The organism is uncultured Brevundimonas sp. (assembly GCF_947305955.1).
Lineage (GTDB): Bacteria > Pseudomonadota > Alphaproteobacteria > Caulobacterales > Caulobacteraceae > Brevundimonas.
In genome coordinates this window covers 19,464-38,115 of record NZ_CAMZFB010000014.1, presented here as the reverse complement: position 1 = coordinate 38,115, position 18,652 = coordinate 19,464, and the positions used below count along the sequence as shown (strand labels likewise).

The following is an 18,652-nucleotide window of genomic DNA, read 5'->3' as shown; positions in this document are numbered from 1 at the left end:
GTCAGTCCTCCAAAACCCAGGTGTCCTTGGTGCCGCCGCCTTGGGACGAGTTCACCACCAATGACCCTTCCTTCAATGCCACGCGGGTCAGGCCGCCGGGGGCCACGCGCGCCCCTTGCGGGCTGGACAGGACAAAGGGGCGCAGGTCGATGTGACGCCCCACCAGCTTGTCCCCCGCCAGCGTCGGGGCCGTGGACAGGGCCAGTGTCGGCTGGGCGATAAAATCGTCCGGATTGCTGACCAGCTTTGCGCGGAAGGCCTCGATCTCCGCCTTGGTCGAGGCGGGGCCGACCAGCATGCCGTATCCGCCAGAGCCGCCGACCTCCTTCACCACCAGTTCGTCCAGTCGCGACAGAACCTCGCGTAGGGCCTCCGGCTCGCGGCAGCGCCACGTCGGCACATTCTTCAGGATCGGCTCTTCACCCGTATAGAAGCGGATGATCTCGGGCATATAGGTATAGACGGCCTTGTCGTCGGCCACGCCCGTGCCCACTGCATTGGTCAGGGCCACATTGCCCGCGTGATAGGCCGCCATCAGCCCAGGGACGCCCAGAGCGGAATCCGGTCGGAAGGTGAGGGGATCGATGAAGTCATCGTCCACGCGGCGATAGATGACATCCACCTGCTGCGGCCCTTGGGTGGTCCGCATAAAGACCTTGTCGTCATCGACGAACAGGTCGCTGCCTTCCACCAGTTCGACACCCAGCTTGTCGGCAAGGAAGGAGTGTTCGTAATAGGCCGAGTTGAACGGACCGGGGGTCAGGACCACGATGGTCGGATCATTGCCCGCCGATGACGGTGCGCTGGCCTTCAGACTGGCCAGCAGCATGTCGGTATAGGTCTCGACCGGACGCACCGAATATTCGGCATAGAGGTCGGGGAACAACCGCATCATCATCTCGCGGTTTTCCAGCATGTAGGACACGCCCGACGGTGTACGGACATTGTCCTCCAGCACGTGAAAGTCGTTCTCGCTGGTGCGGACCAGATCGACGCCCGCGATCTGCACCCAGATATCCTGTGGCGGTCGGCGGTCCTGCATCTCGGGGCGATAGGCCGGATTGGTCAGGATCAGTTCTGCCGGAAGAATGCCCGCCTTCAGGCATTCCTGCGCGCCATAGATGTCCTTCAGAAAAGCATTGATGGCCGAGACGCGCTGGATCAGTCCGGCTTCCAGACCCTTCCATTCCGCCGCATCGATGATGCGGGGCACGACGTCAAAGGGGATCAGGCGTTCATTGGATTCCGCCTCGCCATAGACGGCAAAGGTAATGCCCATGCGGCGGAAGAACAGTTCGGCCTGTTTGGAGCGCGCCCTTAAAAGATCGGGGGGCGCGTTGTTCAACCACTGCGCGGCCTTGCGATAGGCCTCGCGCGGGGTGTCGCCTAAACCCAGCATTTCGTCGAATGCCATGTCCCCTCCGCAAAATGTACGCGTCCAGATTGGGGTGAGATTATGGCGATATGCAAGCGAAATTGTTGCAGTGCAACAAGCTTGGCTATGGCTGTTATCTTGGCCGTTAGGGCTTCAACCAGTCGCGCACGGCGCTGATGCGGTTGCGGGCCACGGGGATTTGGATATTCCTTTCCAGCTTCAGCATCAGGGTCCGGCCTTCCATTTCGGCGGCCTTGATCGCCTGTTTGGCGACCCACCATGAACGGTGGACTTGCTGGCCCTCTACAGGTGCGGTCTCGGCGATGGCGTCGGCCAGTCGCATTAGCACCAGTTCATGGCCCGCATCGGTATGGACACGGACATAGTGGTCCTCGGCCTCCAGCGCCCACAGGGTCTGGTGGTTGGTCCGTTCCAGACGGTCCAGCAGGGCGGGGCGTTGCGGGACGTGTCGCTCTGATGGCTCTGCAAGTGACGGCGCGGTCGGGGCGCTGTTACCGCGCGCCTGGGCAATGTCCTGTACGAACCACAGGCAGACCGCGACCAGTCCGGCGACAAGGATGTACTGCCCCGCCGTCTCGGCCCAGAGCGCCTCGCTGGGGAAAGGCCGCGACAGATTGATCGACGGGCCGAGATACCACAGCCACAGCGACATCGGCACGCTGCCCACCACAATCGCCAGCGCCCAGCCCAGCCATTCCGGCCGCCCTGCGCGGGTCAGCCATGTGCTGCCCAGCCACAAAAGCGGGCGCTGGATCACATAGCCCGCCACCAGACTGCGCCCCCAGTAGAACAGGCGCGTGCCAAAACTCTCGTCCGTCAGAACGCCCAGCGGCCGCAGCATTGCCAGCACCAGAGCGATGCCGACCACAAAACAGATTTCGGTCGCGATACGTTCGGGGGTCACGCGGGCGCGATGGCCATTTGGCGCTTCGTGAACGGGCATGAACGATCCGGTGCGTACGGTTGGCGAATAGCGAAGCTGGGTTCGCGTAAATCAACTGCTGTTCCGTCAAAAGCGCAATACAGCCCCGCCATCACTTTCGGAGGGACTGAGGATGCGTGTGACGAAAGCCAATCTCTGGGCGCTGGGCTTCCTGATGGCGGGGGCCTTGGCAGCGACGCGGATGATCGGGAACGAGACCTTGATCATCGCGCCGTGGATCGCCCTGTTTTTCACCCAGCGCTATGTGCGCATGACGCAGGGGTGGCAGTCGCTGCTGCTGGGCAGCGCGGCGTGGGCGCTGGCCTATTATGTGGGGTGGATGGGGGTTCTGCCGCTGAACGGCTGGAAGGTCACGGTGGTGCCGGTGGCTGTGGGCGTGGTCGCCTTTATCCCCTTCATCATCGACCGTATCGTGTCGCCAAAGCTGTGGGCGGGTCTGCGATGGCTGGTGCTGCCGCTGGCATGGGTGGTGACCGAGGCCCTGTTCGGACTGGCGGGTGTGGGCACGTGGGGCGCACTGGCCTATTCGCAATACGGCTTTGACCTGCTGCTTCAGGGCCATGCCGTTTTCGGTCTGGCATGGAGCGCCTTTGTCGTCGCCGCGGTGGTGTCGATCGCCAACCAGTTGATCGACCAGAGGGGCCGCATGCCTCGCTCTATCGGCGTCTTTGCCGGAGTGCTAGCACTGGCCCTTGTCCTGTCGGGGCTTCGTCTGGCCCAGCCGATGGCGGCGGACGCTTCCAAGGTGCGCGTCGCCGGCGTGGTGGTCGATAACCTCGAAGCCTTCGATGCAACGTGGGGACCGCTCAGCTATGGCAAGGTGCTGGACGGCGAGCAGCTACGCGCTGTGACGGGCAAGGCGGACGCCCTGTTTGATACCCTGCTGGCCCGCACCGATGAGGCCGCCGCCCAAGGGGCCAAGCTGATTGCATGGAGCGAAGGCAATGCCCTTGTTCCGGCGACCGAGGAAAACCGTCTCGTCGCCCGTGCCCAGAGCGTGGCCCGTGAACGTGGCGTGTGGATTTTCGCTGCCATGGCCGTGATGCACGAAGGCAATCCGCTGGCCGAGAACGTCATTGTCGTCATCGACGATCAGGGCCGTATCCATGACCGCTATCTGAAATCCCACCCGACCCCCGGAGAGGCGTCGATCAAGGGAGATGCGAAGCTGTCCTATGTGGACACCCAATATGGCCGTATCAGCTGGGCCATCTGCTATGACTTCGACTACACCGAACTGCTGGCACAGGCGGGCCGTGCGGGCGTGGATATCCTGATCAATCCGTCGTGGGACAGCCCCGGCATGACGCCGCTGCACTCCAAGATGGCGACCTTCCGCAGTCTGGAAAACGGGGCCTATATGGTGCGGGTGGTCAATGACGGCCTGAACATTGTCAGCGACCCGCGCGGATTGAGCGTCTTTGAACAACAGACCCGTCGGGGGCAGGACGCCCTGTGGACCGTGGACCTGCCCACCAAGGGGACCGCAGCCATCTATCCGTGGCTTCAGTCCGCCATTGGCTGGATCGCAGGTTTGGCCTTGCTGGCACTGGCTCTGGCCGGATATCGACGCGGACGTAAGGCAGTGCTCTCGGCAGGTGGGGAATGATCGAGTTTCGGACTTTTGAGCCGCAGGACGATGCGGCATGCCGGGCGATCGCGGCAGAGGCGGCCATGACATCCTATGGCCGCGCCATGCCGGAACTGCGTCATGTCTTTTCCCCGCAGACGCCGCTGGATGCCGCCGAGTGGCGGTGGGTGGCGCTGGTCGATGGCGTGGTGGCGGCCTTTATCGAGATGAACGGCCATCACGTCGAGAACCTGTTTGTTGCGGCCCGCCACCAAGGCAAGGGGCTGGGCCGCGCCCTGCTTGAACAGGCCGAGGCGCGCACCCAGGGCACCATCACCCTCACGGTGTTCCAAGCCAATCCGCGTGCCCGCAGCCTGTACGAGCGACAGGGCTATGTTGTTCAGGAAAGCCGCACCATCCGCTTCCACGGCGTGGAACAGGGGACGTGGTTTATGTCCAAGACCTTGGCCGATTAGCAGCCGGGAATAACCTGACCGGGGCCGTCTCCGCAGTGACGCAGCCACCATGCGTCACTGGCCCCGATCTTGAAGGCATGGACCTCCCAGCGGCGGTGCTGTTTGCGCCAGATGACATCGACGCGCAGGCCGTTGGTATCGCCGTCCTTGTTGCCGTTAAGGTAGAATGGCGTGGACTGGGGCTGTAGCGCACGGCCATCCGGATGCTGTGGCTCCAGCTGGGCAAAGGCCCATTCCCCGTCGGCCCGCAGATTGAAGACGCGGAACACTACAACCGTCCCGAAATCGTTGAAGGTCGCCGCGCGGATCGCGTCCATCAGTTCGGAGCGCTCACGCGTGCCGGTGGCGGGGGTATAGATCGCCTCTTTCGGCGTGGACTTCAGGTCCGGCTCCGAGAACAGGGGCGCGGTCTGGGTCAGGTATCGGCCATTGCTGTCGACGGGTTCGATTGCCAGCTGCGGCGAATGGGCCCGCCCATTGCCCGACTTGTGCGGGATCGAACCTTCCAGCTGATCGCATCCACTGGCGCACAGAATGGCAAGGCCCAGGCAAAGGGTCTTGAGCCAAGATGAGGGCAGGGACGTCAAAGGCATAGAAAGATCCGCAACAGGTCTAACGTCCGCCCAGACTAGGGGGCAGTCGGGCCGTAACGCATCACCACAGATATGGGGTTAAAGGCGAAGCTGGCCGCGCTGGACGGCTGCAAACACGGCTTCCCCGCGCGAGTTCACCGACAGCTTGCGATAGATGGCCTTCACGTGGTCCCCGACCGTCAGCGGCGAAATCCCCAGTTCGCGTGCGGCGGATTTATAGCTGTGACCGCGCGAGAACAGCGTCAGCAGCTCCGTCTCGCGGGGCGTCAGCCGCTCTGCGGCGGGCTCGGGCTTGGCTTGAGGCGCGGCCTCGGCAGGGCGTCGCAACTCTTGCAACAGGAAGGCGGCGGCGCTGGCGCTGATGGGGGCACCGCCCTGCAGGGTCACGCGGATGCCCTCCAGCACCGCATGGTCCTCGGTATCCTTGAGCAAATAGCCATTGGCCCCGGCGTTGAGGGCGCTGAGCACCGTCTCCTTGTCGCCAAAGGCGGTGATGACCAGGCTGGCGATGCCTCGATCGCGCATCCCCTGAATATGGTCCAGTCCGCTGCCGTCGGGCAGGCCGAGGTCGGTCAGGATCAGGTCCGGCTTGGCGTCCAGAACAGCCGGAAGCTCGGCCAGACAGGTGGCGACGCCGTATACCTCCATATCCTCGGCCAGACCCAGAATATGGATGAAATGCTCGCGCACAGGGACGCTGTCTTCAAGGATACCGATACGGATCATGGGGAGGGAGGAAATCCTATTCTCAGGCCTGTTCGGTGGTCACGGCTGCGGACACCGGAACCTTCAGCACCACACGGGTGCCCGGGGCGTTGTCCTGCCATTCCAGTTGGCCGCCGACATCGATCGCGCGGGCGCGCATATTGCCAAGCCCGTGCCCGCCATCCAGTGCAGCCTTCTCGGGCGATGGCCCCAGTCCGGTGCCGTTGTCGCTGATCTGGATGACCAGAGTGTCGTCTTCCGTGGCGACATCCACGCAGATCTCGCTGGCCTCGGCGTGCTTCATGGCATTGGTCACGGCTTCCTGCATGATGCGGAAAACCTGAAGGACGGTCGGCGGCGGCATGTCGATGGCGCTGTCCACCGTGTTCGTCCAGATGAAGTCGATGCCGGTCCCTTGGATACGAGGGCGCAGGCGGCTTTCGAACACGCCCAGCATGGTGTCCAGCGTGGTGCCGGTGGCGTCGACAGAGTCGATCATCAGGCGGATTTCATCCATCGCCACCTGAAGGCCTTCGGCCATGCGCTGATGGTCGATGGCTCCGCGACGGACCTCCAGCAACAGGCCGACCAGCTGGCCGCCCACGCCGTCGTGCATGTCGCGCATCAGGCGGCGGCGCTCTTCGTTACGGGCCTGTCGGTCGATCAACAGGCGCTCGCGGTCGTGGGCCTTGGCCAGTTCGGCCTCGCGCTTGCGCAGATTGCTTTCCAGCATCTTGTTCAGGGCAATCGCCGACTGGAACAGGTGGAAGTTGCGCTGCAGGAAGGCGATCACAAAGGCCAGCAGCAGGACTGCGGCGGATTCCAGCAGATAGCCCCCGACGTTCAGTCCGAACTTGGCACCGATCCCGTCCAGCGCATTACAGACCGCGCAGATGGACAGCAGGGCGGCTTCGATCACACGGTCCTCGGCCTGTGTGGCGAAATGCCAGAGCAACCGCACCAGCACCAGACAGCCGCCGATAAAGCCGAACCACTGCGACGCCTGATCCATGATGTCGAAGCCCTGCGGCATCGGCAGGTGGTTCAGCGCATAGACGGTAAAGCCGCAATACCCCAGCCACAGCGTCATCAGGGCGACATGGGCGGCAAAGACAGGACGTCGGGTCCATGCGTCGATGAAGCCGATCAGGCTGACGGTCAGCAGCGATGTGATGGTGAAAAAGGTCACCATCCGCCCGATGCCGCTGACCGGAATATCCAGCCACAGCCCATAGGCGGAATAAGCGGTCCACGACCAGCACAGCACCAGAAGCCATCCGGCGAACAGCTTTTCCTGTGCGCGGAAGATCATAATCAGGGCGAATAGGCCGAGGATGAATGTCAGGACACCGCACAGCAGGCGGTAGTCATAGAACTGCCAGAAGCGCAGGGCCGTGGCGTCACGCACCTGCGTATATTCGGCAATGCGCGGTGGTCCGAGGTCCGTATAGGGAAAACCGTGGCGGACCGTGATGATGGTCAGCTGATTGTCGCCCGTTTTCAGCAGACCCTCGGGCAGGTGGATCAGATAGGGGCGCTGGCCGTGAAAGGTCTGTTCGCCAAACGTCATGCGGCCCTGTTGGTGAACGATCGAGCCGTTGAGCACGAAGATGAAGTTGTCCACCTGCTGGGACGCGATCACACCCAGTCCGGCTTGCGGCACGTCCGTTACTGGAAACGTCAGGCGCAGGGACAGATAGGCGGGATCGCAGCAGTCCGTGTACGGAAGATTGATCTTCTCATAGGTGGCGTTGGCGGCGGCCTGCGGTGTCGGAGCGGGCAGTTCTGCCAGTTCAACGGCGCTGAAATTCAGGAAATTCAGGTCGCGCATAGCCGAGGTGCTGCCCCAAGGCGCGTTGAACAGGCCCCAGAATATGGCCTGCGCCACCAGGATCATGAGCCCGAGTTTGAGCAGGCCTTTCCAGCGGGCCGATGCGGTCACTGTCGCTTCCGAGGAAACCTTTGCGGGAAATCCCCGTAAACTCAGTGCCATGCAATCCCCCACAAATCACTGATCGCTGCAAAGTAATATTATGGGAGACCCTGTTATGGCAACGCTCTTGGGGGGACTTACCCCCATATCCGTGGTGCTAAACTCTTAAGGGCCTGCCTCATAAAAGGCGCTTCAGGCGACATCCGGGATGGACCGGCCAAGCCCCTGGACAGCGCTTCGTGCGCCTTGATGAGGACCTTTATGATGAAAAAGACCTTCGTACTGGCTGCAACGGCAGCGCTTCTGGTGGCTGGCCCGGCAATGGCACAGTCGGCTCACCGCACCGCCGCCTTTGGCGAAATCCGTCTGAGCTCGGGATTCACGCCGGACCCGTACAGCGTTGAGATCACCGCCGGTGGCCACATCGACGGTTCGGACCTGCCGGGCTCGTGCCTTGGCAACATCGGCGACGCACCGGATTTCGAAGTGACCTATAGCGCCGGCAGCTTCCCGCTGGTGTTCCGCACCATTTCGCGCGCTGACACCACCCTGGTGATCAACGGTCCGGATGGCCGCTGGTACTGCGATGACGACAGCTTTGGCGATCTGGACGCCGAGGTGCGTTTCAACCGTCCGCAGAGCGGCACCTATGACATCTGGGTCGGCGTGATCGGCGACAACACCGCCCGCGCCACCCTGCTGATCACCGAAACCCCGTAATCCTCACGCGTCACAGAATATGCCCCGTCTGCACCGCAGGCGGGGCAACACTATTGGCAAGGGGCTGAAAATCATGTCGCAAGATCCGGTTACCGTCACCACGAACACTTCGTGGTTCTCGCGTCTGGGCGGAGCCATCAAAGGGGTTCTGGTCGGGTTCGCGCTTATCCTCGGCAGCATCATCCTGCTGTCGTGGAACGAGGGCCGTTCCATCCAGTCGATCCGCACCAACAACGAAGGGGCCAAGGTTGTGCTTCCGGTCGCCGCCGACCGCGTCGATCCGGCTAACGAGGGCAAGCTGATCCATCTGTCGGCTCCGGCTGTGGCCGAGGGCCAGCGCGTGGACGACCAACTGGGCGTGACCGCCGATGGCCTGCTGCTGGCCCGTTCGGTCGAATATTTCCAGTGGGTCGAGAAGAGCCAGTCGGAAACCCGCACCAAGCTGGGCGGCGGTCAGGAGACCGTCACCACCTATAGCTATGCCACCGAATGGACCAACACCCCGCAGGATTCCTCCAGCTTCAACCAGCAGCAGGGCCACCAGAATCCGGCGGCCACGCTGAAGGGTGCCGAGTTCGCCGCCCCGTCCACCTCGGTCGGTGCCTTCAAGGCCTCGCAGGATGTCGTCAGCCGCCTGTCCGCCGACGCCCCCTATGTCCCGAGCGCCGAACAGGTTCAGGCCATGGGCACGGCTCTGGGCAAGACCGCTACCGTTCAGGACAAGCTGGTCTATGTCGGTGCCAACCCTGCAACCCCGCAGGTCGGCGACATGCGCGTGACCTATCGTGTCGTTCCGCAAAACACCGTCCTCAGCATCGTTGCGGCTCAGACCCAAGGCAATCTGACCGCCTTTCCGGCCAAGACCGGCAGCAGCATCCTGATGGTCCGTACCGGCACGGCTTCGGCTGCCGAGATGTTCCAATCGGCCAAACAGGCCAACCAGACGATGACGTGGATCCTGCGCGGCGTCGGGGTGGCACTGATGATCGCCGCCATCGGCATGGTTCTGGCTCCGCTGGGCGTGCTGGGCGACGTGGTGCCTTTCATCGGCAGCATCGTCCGCATGGGCACCGGCCTTATCGCCGGCCTGCTAGGCGTGGCCGTCAGCCTTGTGGTGATCGCCGTGTCGTGGATCGCCTTCCGTCCGGTGGTCGGTATCGGCCTTCTGGTGGTGGCGGCGCTGGCCGTCGCGGGCATCCTGTGGCTGCGTAAGCGCAAGGCTGCTCCGGTTCCTGTTCCGGCCAGCTAAAAGCTTACAGCGACCCCGACCTGACAAAGGGCATCCGGATGAAAATCCGGGTGCCCTTTTGCATTGCCGCCCAAGTCTGCGTAACTGCGTGCGACAGCTGTATTTGGGGAACCGAGGGGAAAACCATGTCCGTTTCATTGGCCTTTAAGGCGCTGGCGTCGGCATCTGTATTGGCACTGGCGACGGGAGGCTGGTCCGCACACGCCATGGCTCGGGATACGGCGGCGACGGTACAGGCTGACGCCTCGGCCCGTTTGAAGGCGCTGTACGAAGGCGACTGGGATTTCAACCAGCGCGAAAATGGCAGTGAGCCGGACGGGCAGGGCGGCTATAAGCGCAGCGCCCGCCTGCCCGAGGTCAATGTCGAGGCTCAGCAGCGCCGCGTCGATCACGCCCGCCGCGTGCTGGCCGAGCTGGACACCATCCCGCTGGATCAGCTTTCCAACGAGGACCGCATCAATGCCGCGGTCCTTCGCACCAATCTGGAGCACACGCTGATCGAAGGCCGCGCCCGCGAATGGGAGATGCCTTTCAACAGCGACAGCAATTTCTGGACCTATCTGGACCGCGCTGGCGGTCTGCGTACCGTCAGTGACTATGAGCGGCACATTGCCGTCCTGCGCGACATTCCGCGCTATTTCGGCGAGCATACAGTCAACATGCGCGCGGGCCTTGCCCGTGGTTTCAGCGTCCCGCGTGTGACCGCCGAGGGACGCGATAGCTCGATCCGCAGCTTCATCACCGACACGGCGGACGAGAATGCCTTCTTCGCGCCTTTCAGGTCCATGCCTGCGACCATTCCTGCCGCCGAGCAGGAACGTCTGCGGGCCGATGCGCGCGGTGTCATTCTGGAAGAGGTGATCCCCGCCTACCGCCAGCTTCTCAGCTTCTATAACGACGAATATGTGCCTCAGACCCGCACCACCCTGGCGGCGCATGACATGCCGGACGGTCCGGCCTTCTATGCCGAGCAGATCCGCAAATACACCACGACCAACCTGACCGCCGACGAGATCCACAACATCGGCCTGTCGGAAGTGGCGCGCATCGAGGCCGAGATGCACGAGGTGATGAAGCAGGCGGGCTTTGACGGCACCCTGCAACAGTTCATCACCTTCCTGCGCACCGATCCGCAGTTCGTGGCCAAGACGCCGGACGAACTGCTGATGACCTCGGCATGGGTGGCCAAGCGCGTGGATGCCAAGCTGGCGGAAAACTTCGGCCTGCTGCCGCGCCGCCCCTACACCATCATTCCGGTGCCCGAGGCGCTCGCACCCTTCTATACGGCGGGGCGTGGCGGTCTGGGGTCGTGCCAGATGAACACCTATGACCTGCCCAGCCGCCCGCTGTACAACATCCCCGCCCTGACGCTGCACGAATGCGCGCCGGGCCACAGCATGCAGGCGGCCCTGTCGGCGGAGCAGGAAGGCATCCCCGCCTTCCGCCGCAGCACCTATTTCTCGGGCTATGGCGAGGGCTGGGGCCTCTATACCGAATGGCTAGGCGTGGAGATGGACATCTATCGCACGCCCTATGAGAACTTCGGCCGCCTGTCGTATGAGATGTGGCGTGCCGCGCGTCTGGTGATCGACACCGGCGTCCACTCCAAGGGCTGGACCCGCGAGCAGGCCATCGACTACCTCGCCAGCCACACCGCCCTGTCACAGCACGAAGTGGCGACCGAGGTGGACCGCTACATCTCGTGGCCGGGTCAGGCGCTGGCCTACAAGCTGGGCGAGATCACCATCCGCCGTCTGCGCGCCGAGGCCGAAGCCGCGCTGGGAGAAAAGTTCGACAAGCGCACCTTCCACGACCGCATCCTCGCCATGGGGGCGGTGCCGCTGACCACGCTGGAAGAGCAGATGCGGGCCTATATCGCCGACGAACAAGCCAAGCCCGCCGCCCGCTAAGCCTGTCTTGAGGGTGCGAGAGGCCGCGCCGGATTCGTCTGGCGCGGCTTTTCTTTGCCTGAACTATCGCAGGCTCGCCCCTGCATCGCGGGGCAGGCGCACAAAGACCACGAGGCACAGGCTGGCTCCCAGAGCGATGGCCACATAGCCGAACAGGCTGGTCACTGACGGCTGCGCCCCCATCACGGTTGCGCCCGCCATGGCCCCTGCGGCCAAGGCCACGCCCAGCGCGTGCGACAACTGTTGCGCGATACTGCTGAGGACGCTGGCAGACCCTGCCGAACGGGTGGGCAGATCGGCATAGCAGAGGGTGCCGAAGGTGGTGATCTGGAGCGAGCGCACAAAGCTGCCCGCCACCAGAACCAGCGCGATCAGGGCCAGCGGCCAAGCGGGCGTGGCAAAGGCCGGAACCACAAACAGCAGCACCGAACAGGCCCCTGCCCACAACAGGGTATTGCGGTATCCGCCCAGCCCGATCAGCCGCGCCGTAAAGGGTTTGACCAGCAGCGCACCGGCCCCCGACGCCGTGATCAGCAAGCCTGCGGTCAGGGCGTCCAGCTTCAAGCCGGACTGGAAATGATAGGCGAGGACAAAGGGCGTCCCCCCGACCAAAAGCCGGAACAACAGACCGCCGTTGAAACAGCGCCGGAAGGTCGGGTCCAGCAGCACGCGAAAGTCGATCAGCGGCGAGGGGGACGACAGATTGCGCCGGACAAAGGCGGTACCCAATCCGAACGATAGCGCCACAAAGACCAGCGACACATAGAGCGGCGGCCCGTCCTCGCGCATGGCCCCCAGTCCCACCACGGCAAAAGCCATGGCCAGAAAGCCCATGATCATGGCGACCCAGTCCAGCCGGCCCGCATCCTCGCGCCGCACGTCGGGCGTGATGAAGGCGACAATGCCAAGGCTGGCCACGGCAAAGGGCACGCCTACCAGAAATATTCCCCGCCACCCGTCATAGGCCGCCAGTAATCCGCCCACGGCTGGGCCAATCGTCTGGCCCGCCATGGCGGGTGCCGTCAGGGCCGTGATGATTCCGAGAAGCGCCTGTGGGGGTGCCGTGCGCACTGCCAGCATCCGCGCCACGGGCATAAGGGTCGCCGCCGCCGCCCCCTGCACAAATCGCGACGCCGTCAGCCACACCAGATTGGGAGCCAGCGCACTGGCGATGCCCGCCAAAACAAACAGGGCAATCGCCACCAGAAGGACTTTGCGCGCCCCGTAACGGTCCGCTGCCCAGCCGATCACAGGCAGGCTGGCCCCGCAGCCGATGAAATAGGCCGCCAGCAGGATATGCGGGGCCAATTCGGGCGCGTTAAAGGTCGCGGCAATGCGGGGCAAGGCCGGAACAATAGCCGTGGAATCCAGACCTTGCATGAACAAGGCACCGCCCAGGGCAAACTGAAGTCTTCGCTGTTGTGGAGAGACCAAAGGGGGTTGCCGCATCGACGCAAAAAACAGATATACGGCTTTAAGTCTGTTCGACGAACGCTGTATTCTTGCTCCGAAGATCTATCTGACAGGCGATAGCTTGAGGGGCTGCCCTTGTGGGACGTTCCGTACCTACGCGACCAGTAGTGTGACGCACAGTATCAATCTCGACCCGCTCGGTGTCGCACTGCTTTGCAGTGCCTCCGGCTATTGGACGAGCGTAACGAGGAGTAGCGGGATTGCCGCGACTATCCATGGCGACCATAGACGGTGTTCCGGTGACGGATACCGCTGCGCCCGGCACCTCCGGCCTGCTGCTCAAGCGTCGCATGCGCCGCAAGCCTGCCCTGCTGGCACCGGGGGCGTTCGACGCCCTGTCGGCCCTGCTGATCGAGCAGGCGGGCTTTGAGGCCATGTTCATTTCCGGCAGCGGTATCAGCTATACCCAGCTGGCCCGTCCGGACATCGGCCTGATTTCTCTAGACCAGCTGTGTCAGGTCACCCGCCGCGTGCGCGAGCGCTTGTCGACGCCGCTGATCGTGGACGCGGACAACGGCTTTGGCGATGCCATCAATGTCGAACATACAGTTCGCGCTCTGGAGCGTGCCGGTGCCTCTGCCGTCCTGATCGACGATCAGGCCTTTCCCAAGCGCGCAGGCGCCCTCAGCGGCAAGACCTTTGTGACCCCCGCCACCATGGCCGAAAAGGTCCGCGCGGCGGTCAATGCCCGTCGGGAGGCAACCACCCTGGTCATCGCCCGTACCGACGTCTTGCCGCATGAAGGGCTGGATGCCGCACTCGCCCGCGCCCACCTCTATGTCGAGGCCGGAGCCGATGCCCTGTTCATCGACCAGCCGCGCTCGGTTGAGGACTATCAGCGCATCGCTGCCGAATTCCCCGATGTGCCGCTGGTCGCCAACATGATCGAGGGTGGTTCATCGCCCGCACTCGGCGCAAGCGAGCTTTCGGAACTGGGCTACGGGCTGGTGATCTCGTCCGGCTCTTTGGTGCGCGGTTTTGCGGCCATGGCCGAGCGGCTTTTGGCCGTTCTCAAGCGCGATGGGTCAACCGCCGCCCTGTCCGATGAACTGCTGACCTTCGGTGCTCTGAACGAGCGTCTGGGCCTGTCGGAGATTGCCGAGCAGGGCCGCCGTTTCGATCCGGCCTTCCGTCTGGAAACCCTGATGGACGCCGACAAGAACAAGACACCGGAGCCGAACGCCTGATGATCGCTCCCAGCCATATCCACCTGTTGGAGACCCGTCTTCAGGACAGGGCGAAAAACAGGTCGGCGATGATTTCGGCAGCCGGATGTTTCGACCATTTCGGCGCGCGCATGGCGCTGGACGCCGGCTATGACGCTCTGGTCGTCGGGGGCAGTGCGCTGGCCCTGTCGCGCTATGGCCGACCGGTCGCCCAGTTGCTGTCACCCGAAGCCATCACCGAGGCGCTGTATATGGTCCGCGATGCGGGGGAGATGCCCCTGATCGCCGATGCTGCTGACGGCTTTGGCAATGCGCTCCATGTGGCCGCCACCGTCCGGTCGTTCGAGTTTGCAGGCGCATCTGTCATTCAGATCTCGGACCGCCCCCTGCGCCGCCGCGACCGATCGGAAGGCCCGCGCTTTGCCGTGGCAGAAATGATCGGCAAGCTGAAGGCCGCGCTGGACGCCCGTCGCTACTGCCTGATCGGGGCGGTGGTCGAGATCGAGCCGGAACATTCACCCACCAGCATCATCGACCGCGCCGCCGCCTATATCGAAGCGGGGGCCGACCTGATCATCATGCGGTCAGAAGCCGCGCCGCTGAACCTTTCCCAATACGGCGAAGGCTCATACCTGCCTGCGCCCATCGGATTTGAATGGGGCCAGCGGCTGGAGCCGGAAGCGGAAAATGCTTTGGCCGCCAAATGGTACAATCTGGCGCTTTATCCGTTCCTGCTGCCACAACTTCTGCACGGTGCGCGCCATACGCTGCGTCACCCGCGCACGATGAAGTGATCAAAATCTCACCGACTTGCTGAACGAGACTATCCGTCTGGCGGATAATTGTCGTATTCCTGCCTTGGTTCGTAGAACAAAGAACAGTCAACCTTGTTCGGCGAAGTTGAGTTCGCGTTGTTCAGTCGGGGTAGAGTGATGGAAAAGGGCGTTCCAATCCGCTCGGTAAGCCGTAGTTTGGCTGTGTTGCGTGCCATTAACCGTCAAGGTTCAATGTCGATGGCAGAGATCGCTCGCGTGGCGGCTGTGCCTTATCCGACCGCATGCCGTCTGGTTCAGACCCTCATGCATGAGGAACTGATCGAGCGCGAACCCGCCCGAAAACGCTATCGCCCGACCGCCTTCGTCCGCGCCCTGTCCGCTGGCTTTCAGGAGCACAGCGAACTGGTGGCACTGGCCCGTCCGCATCTGGAACAACTGACGGCCCTGACCCGCTGGCCGGTGCTGCTGTCCACCCGTTATGGCGGCGAGATGATGGTGCGCGACTGTACCGACGCCCTGACGTCACAGGTACTGGACCGCCACTATCCGGGCCACACCTTCTCCCTGCTCGAGACCGCCGGTGGCCGCGCCTATCTGGCTTTTGCCGGTGAATGCGAGCGCGCCGAGATCTTCGAAGCCATCGAAATGGCGGGCGAGACCCCCATCGATCCGCATACCTATCTGCTGATCCAGTCGGACGTGATGCTCGAGGAAATCCGCGAGCAGGGCGTGGCCCAACGCGGCCGCAACCGTTTCAGCCTGACACCGGGCAAAACCTCCTCCATCGGCGCTCCGGTCTTCGCCAACGGCCGTGTCGTCGGGGCCATCGACCTCGTCTACTTCTCGGTCGCCTACAAGTCCGAAGACGCCCTGCGCCGCTACGGCGACGAGGTCAAACGCTGCGCCGCCGAAATCAGCCGCAGCCTCTCCTCCACCGCCTCCGACGACCTGCCAGAGGCGAAGTTGCGGCGCGCCGTTTAATGGCTTGACCACGCAGCGGATAGCGCCGTCACGGGTGCTATCCACCGCGTTCGGTGCATGTTGGATGGTCGCTTCATTTCTGGAGCGCACTGTTCGATGACTGCTGCATCGTCTCGCCAATTTCTGACGCTGTTTGCGTTGTTCATGACCGTCGCCATCGGGGCGATCGGTTTCGGCATGGCGATCCCGCTGTTGCCATCCTATGCCCGCGCCTTTGATATCCAGCCTTGGCAGGTCGGTCTGATCTTTGCCCTGTTCTCGGTCGGCCAAGCGATAGGTGAGGCGGTCTGGGGCCGGATGTCCGACAAGATCGGCCGCAAGCCGGTTCTGTTGATGACCTTGGGGCTGGGTGTCGTGGGCTATCTGGGCATGGCCTATGCACCAACCTATGAGGCCTGCCTGCTGGCGCGGGTGATCTGTGGGGTCGCGGCGGGCAGCACCGGCGTGGTGCAGGCGCTCGTTATCGACCTTTCCGAGAAGGACAAGCTGACGGGGCGATTGGCCATTATCAGTGCCTGTGCCAGCGTCGGCTTTGTCATCGGTCCGGCTGTGGGTGGTTTGTTGGCCGCTCCGGAGCAGGGGCTGGCCGGTTTCCGTATCTGCTTCCTTCTGGCCGCGGGTTTCAGTGCCCTCAGCCTGGCGCTCATCGCGACACTGGTCCGTCCGGCAAAGACCGAAGGCGCGGCAAAGGCCAAGACCAAGGGGGCGGCCTTCCGCATTTCCCCCACGGCACTGGGTCTGATCCTGATTGGCGTTGCGGTGATGGGGGCGTTTGCGGGTGTCGAATCCGTCTTTGGCCTGTGGACCGAGTTGCGCTTCAACTGGCAGCCTCGCGAACTGGGCACGGCCTTTGCGGTCGCTGGTTGTGCGGGCGCGGCTGTCCAGATGTTGGTGACCGCGCGTGCCGTCCGCCGCTTTGGCGACCACAAGGTGCTGATCACGGGTCTGGTGCTTACGGCGCTTGCGCTCTTCCTTCAGGCCGCGCCGCCCAGCGGTCTGGCCATGACTGCTCTCATCGCTCTGGCCTCGCTGGGCCTGTCGCTCGCCATGCCGACCGCGGCCTCCCTGCTGTCGCGTGAAGCGGCAGACGGCACTGCCGGACAGTTGATGGGGGCGAACATGGCGGCAGCCGCCGGCGCCCGGATACTGGGACCGCTCGTGGCAGGCGGCGTCTATGCGCTGATCGCCCCGCAGGCCCCCTTCGTACTGGGCGGTGTCATGGTTCTGGGCGCTGCTCTTCTGGGTCTTGGATTACTCCGCAAGCGGATAATCCACGCCAGTGCTGTCACGAATGGGTGATCCACTATCCACGCTGCGAGAAACCGACGCGATAGCCCTGTTCTCTCGCCTCGGCTCAAGTGAAGTTCGAAATCTGGGAAATTAGGAGGAGGCGGGAGTAATGATTGACTTTAATCTGCGCCAGAGGGGGCGTGCCCTCGTAGACTTTCAGGCCATTGCTTCGCGTGCCAGCTTCGCAGCATCGCGCGCGACCGATGCGGAGATGGCCGCCAAGGGCATCACGGCCGAGACCCTGCCGGATGACATGGATGAACGCCATGCTCTGGTCGAAAAGGAAATGGCCGACTCCAAGGCTTTCAAGGTGTCCCAACTCTGGGGGGAGTGGCACGCCAAGAACCACGGTCAGGCCTGCCAGGACGCTTTCGAAGAAATCCGCGACGTCGTTGCGCCCAAGCTGACGGCGCTGGACGACGGTCCGGCCACGCTCGACTATAACGAAGGTTTCGAGCCGCCCTCGTACTGGAGCAAGGTCTGGTTCCACCGCACGACCGGTGGCTGGGACGCCAACGACTTCAACGGCTTCGTCCACGGTGAACTGGTCCACAAGCGTCTGGTGGCCAAGAGCTTCCCGGGCGATATCTTTGCCCAGCGCCGTCTGGCCGCCCAGCAGGCTCCCAAGGACAGCTACAAGCGCATTCTGGATTGCGGTGCGGCCTCGGGCCACTTCACCCAGGCTCTGCAGGAAACCTATCCGGACGCTGAGATTTGGGGCATCGACCTGTCGCCGCGCATGCTGGAGCATGCCCGCCGTACGGCCAACGCCAAGGGCTATGCGTGGAAGCTGTTTGTGCGCCCGATGGAAGACACCGGCTTTGACGCCGAAAGCTTCGATCTGGTCGCCTCCTACATCCTGCTGCACGAGCTGCCGCCGCGCATCATCCGTCAGTGGCTGGAAGAAGCCTTCCGTCTGCTTGAGCCGGGCGGTGACCTGATCGCCAGCGACGTGCCGCGCTATTCCGATCTCGACAAGATGGAAGCCTGGAAGGCCGACTGGGCCGCGAAGTGGGGCGGCGAGCCTTACTGGCGTGCCTCGGCCACCATGGATGTGAAGGCCGCCGCCGAGGAAGTCGGTTTCGTGGACGTGGAAACCTACACGTTCGAGCCGCGCAAATACCCGTTCATCCTGCGTGCCCGTAAGCCTGCGTAAGCGATATGACCCAAGTACAAATCAAAGAACGTCCGATCTCCGAACCCGTCGGCCGTCGCATTCTTACCGTGGACCAGATCGATGATCTGGGCGAGGCCATCATCATGCTGGCCCGCGAAATCCACGTCATCACCGACCGCGTGCTGGTTCTGGAAGAAATCCTCCAGTCCAAGGGCATCGATGTCAGCGGCATCGACGATCACCAGCCGTCGGCAGAAACCCAGGCCAAGATCGACGCGCGATGCGATGCGATCCTGACCAATGTCATGCGCGCCCTGCGCGTCGGTGACTGACCTGACACTGATCGGCAGGGCC

17 protein-coding genes are annotated in these 18,652 nt (G+C 63.3%); 11 read left to right on the top strand and 6 right to left on the bottom strand.

The window, feature by feature from the left end; translation table 11 throughout:
* Position 1 precedes the first annotated feature (1 nt).
* Together Q0Y42_RS05580 and Q0Y42_RS05575 are read right to left on the bottom strand one after the other, a co-directional pair.
* The gene (locus Q0Y42_RS05580) at positions 2–1,414 is read right to left on the bottom strand and encodes a circularly permuted type 2 ATP-grasp protein (RefSeq protein WP_297801059.1); all 1,413 of its coding nucleotides are present in this window, start codon (positions 1,412–1,414) and stop codon (positions 2–4) included.
* 106 nt (positions 1,415–1,520) lie between these two features.
* Positions 1,521–2,339, bottom strand: a complete 819-nt coding sequence (locus Q0Y42_RS05575; protein WP_297801057.1) for a LytTR family DNA-binding domain-containing protein — start codon at positions 2,337–2,339, stop codon at positions 1,521–1,523.
* Positions 2,340–2,451: 112 nt separating this feature from the next.
* Between Q0Y42_RS05575 and Q0Y42_RS05570 the strand changes: the two genes are divergently transcribed.
* Together Q0Y42_RS05570 and Q0Y42_RS05565 are read left to right on the top strand one after the other, a co-directional pair.
* Positions 2,452–3,948 carry a nitrilase-related carbon-nitrogen hydrolase gene (locus Q0Y42_RS05570; RefSeq protein ID WP_297801055.1) on the top strand — a complete coding sequence of 499 codons (1,497 nt, stop codon included), beginning with the start codon at positions 2,452–2,454 and terminating at the stop codon, positions 3,946–3,948.
* Entirely contained in the window at positions 3,945–4,385 is a 441-nt protein-coding gene (locus Q0Y42_RS05565) for a GNAT family N-acetyltransferase (RefSeq protein WP_297801053.1), read from the top strand. The genes Q0Y42_RS05570 and Q0Y42_RS05565 overlap by 4 nt, the downstream gene beginning before the upstream one ends.
* Here the strand turns inward: Q0Y42_RS05565 and Q0Y42_RS05560 are convergent.
* The 3 genes from Q0Y42_RS05560 to Q0Y42_RS05550 all read right to left on the bottom strand — a co-directional run bounded on the left by Q0Y42_RS05560 (position 4,382) and on the right by Q0Y42_RS05550 (position 7,625).
* Positions 4,382–4,978: a hypothetical protein gene (locus Q0Y42_RS05560; RefSeq protein WP_297801052.1), complete on the bottom strand. Its 597-nt coding sequence runs from the start codon at positions 4,976–4,978 to the stop codon at positions 4,382–4,384. The genes Q0Y42_RS05565 and Q0Y42_RS05560 overlap by 4 nt on opposite strands.
* Before the next feature lie 78 nt (positions 4,979–5,056).
* Positions 5,057–5,704 (bottom strand): response regulator transcription factor, encoded by a 648-nt coding sequence (locus tag Q0Y42_RS05555; protein WP_297801050.1) that lies wholly within the window; start codon positions 5,702–5,704, stop codon positions 5,057–5,059.
* Between the two features lie 22 nt (positions 5,705–5,726).
* Entirely contained in the window at positions 5,727–7,625 is a 1,899-nt protein-coding gene (locus Q0Y42_RS05550) for an ATP-binding protein (RefSeq protein ID WP_297801048.1), read from the bottom strand.
* Positions 7,626–7,880: 255 nt separating this feature from the next.
* Between Q0Y42_RS05550 and Q0Y42_RS05545 the strand changes: the two genes are divergently transcribed.
* The 3 genes from Q0Y42_RS05545 (at position 7,881) to Q0Y42_RS05535 (ending at position 11,495) form a co-directional block, all read left to right on the top strand.
* Positions 7,881–8,336 (top strand): peptidase S1, encoded by a 456-nt coding sequence (locus Q0Y42_RS05545; RefSeq protein ID WP_297801046.1) that lies wholly within the window; start codon positions 7,881–7,883, stop codon positions 8,334–8,336.
* 73 nt (positions 8,337–8,409) lie between these two features.
* Positions 8,410–9,585: a TMEM43 family protein gene (locus Q0Y42_RS05540; RefSeq protein ID WP_297801044.1), complete on the top strand. Its 1,176-nt coding sequence runs from the start codon at positions 8,410–8,412 to the stop codon at positions 9,583–9,585.
* Between the two features lie 125 nt (positions 9,586–9,710).
* The gene (locus Q0Y42_RS05535) at positions 9,711–11,495 is read left to right on the top strand and encodes a DUF885 family protein (RefSeq protein WP_297801042.1); all 1,785 of its coding nucleotides are present in this window, start codon (positions 9,711–9,713) and stop codon (positions 11,493–11,495) included.
* A 63-nt stretch (positions 11,496–11,558) separates the two neighbouring features.
* On the opposite strand, the gene Q0Y42_RS05530 is transcribed toward Q0Y42_RS05535, so the two are convergent.
* The gene (locus tag Q0Y42_RS05530) at positions 11,559–12,875 is read right to left on the bottom strand and encodes an MFS transporter (RefSeq protein ID WP_297801040.1); all 1,317 of its coding nucleotides are present in this window, start codon (positions 12,873–12,875) and stop codon (positions 11,559–11,561) included.
* Positions 12,876–13,183: 308 nt separating this feature from the next.
* Here Q0Y42_RS05530 and Q0Y42_RS05525 point away from each other — a divergent pair, with 308 nt between their 5' ends.
* The 6 genes from Q0Y42_RS05525 to Q0Y42_RS05500 all read left to right on the top strand — a co-directional run bounded on the left by Q0Y42_RS05525 (position 13,184) and on the right by Q0Y42_RS05500 (position 18,630).
* Positions 13,184–14,155: an isocitrate lyase/PEP mutase family protein gene (locus Q0Y42_RS05525; RefSeq protein ID WP_297801038.1), complete on the top strand. Its 972-nt coding sequence runs from the start codon at positions 13,184–13,186 to the stop codon at positions 14,153–14,155.
* Positions 14,155–14,928 carry an isocitrate lyase/phosphoenolpyruvate mutase family protein gene (locus Q0Y42_RS05520; RefSeq protein ID WP_297801036.1) on the top strand — a complete coding sequence of 258 codons (774 nt, stop codon included), beginning with the start codon at positions 14,155–14,157 and terminating at the stop codon, positions 14,926–14,928. Before Q0Y42_RS05525 ends, Q0Y42_RS05520 begins: the two co-directional genes overlap by 1 nt.
* A 138-nt stretch (positions 14,929–15,066) precedes the next feature.
* Entirely contained in the window at positions 15,067–15,891 is an 825-nt protein-coding gene (locus Q0Y42_RS05515) for a helix-turn-helix domain-containing protein (RefSeq protein WP_297801035.1), read from the top strand.
* Between the two features lie 96 nt (positions 15,892–15,987).
* A complete protein-coding gene (locus tag Q0Y42_RS05510) occupies positions 15,988–17,190 on the top strand; it encodes an MFS transporter (protein WP_297801033.1) in 1,203 nt (400 codons plus the stop codon).
* Between the two features lie 100 nt (positions 17,191–17,290).
* Entirely contained in the window at positions 17,291–18,337 is a 1,047-nt protein-coding gene (locus Q0Y42_RS05505; RefSeq protein WP_297801031.1) for a class I SAM-dependent methyltransferase, read from the top strand.
* 5 nt (positions 18,338–18,342) lie between these two features.
* Positions 18,343–18,630, top strand: coding sequence for a hypothetical protein (locus tag Q0Y42_RS05500; RefSeq protein WP_297801029.1), 288 nt, complete (start codon positions 18,343–18,345; stop codon positions 18,628–18,630).
* Positions 18,631–18,652 lie beyond the last annotated feature (22 nt).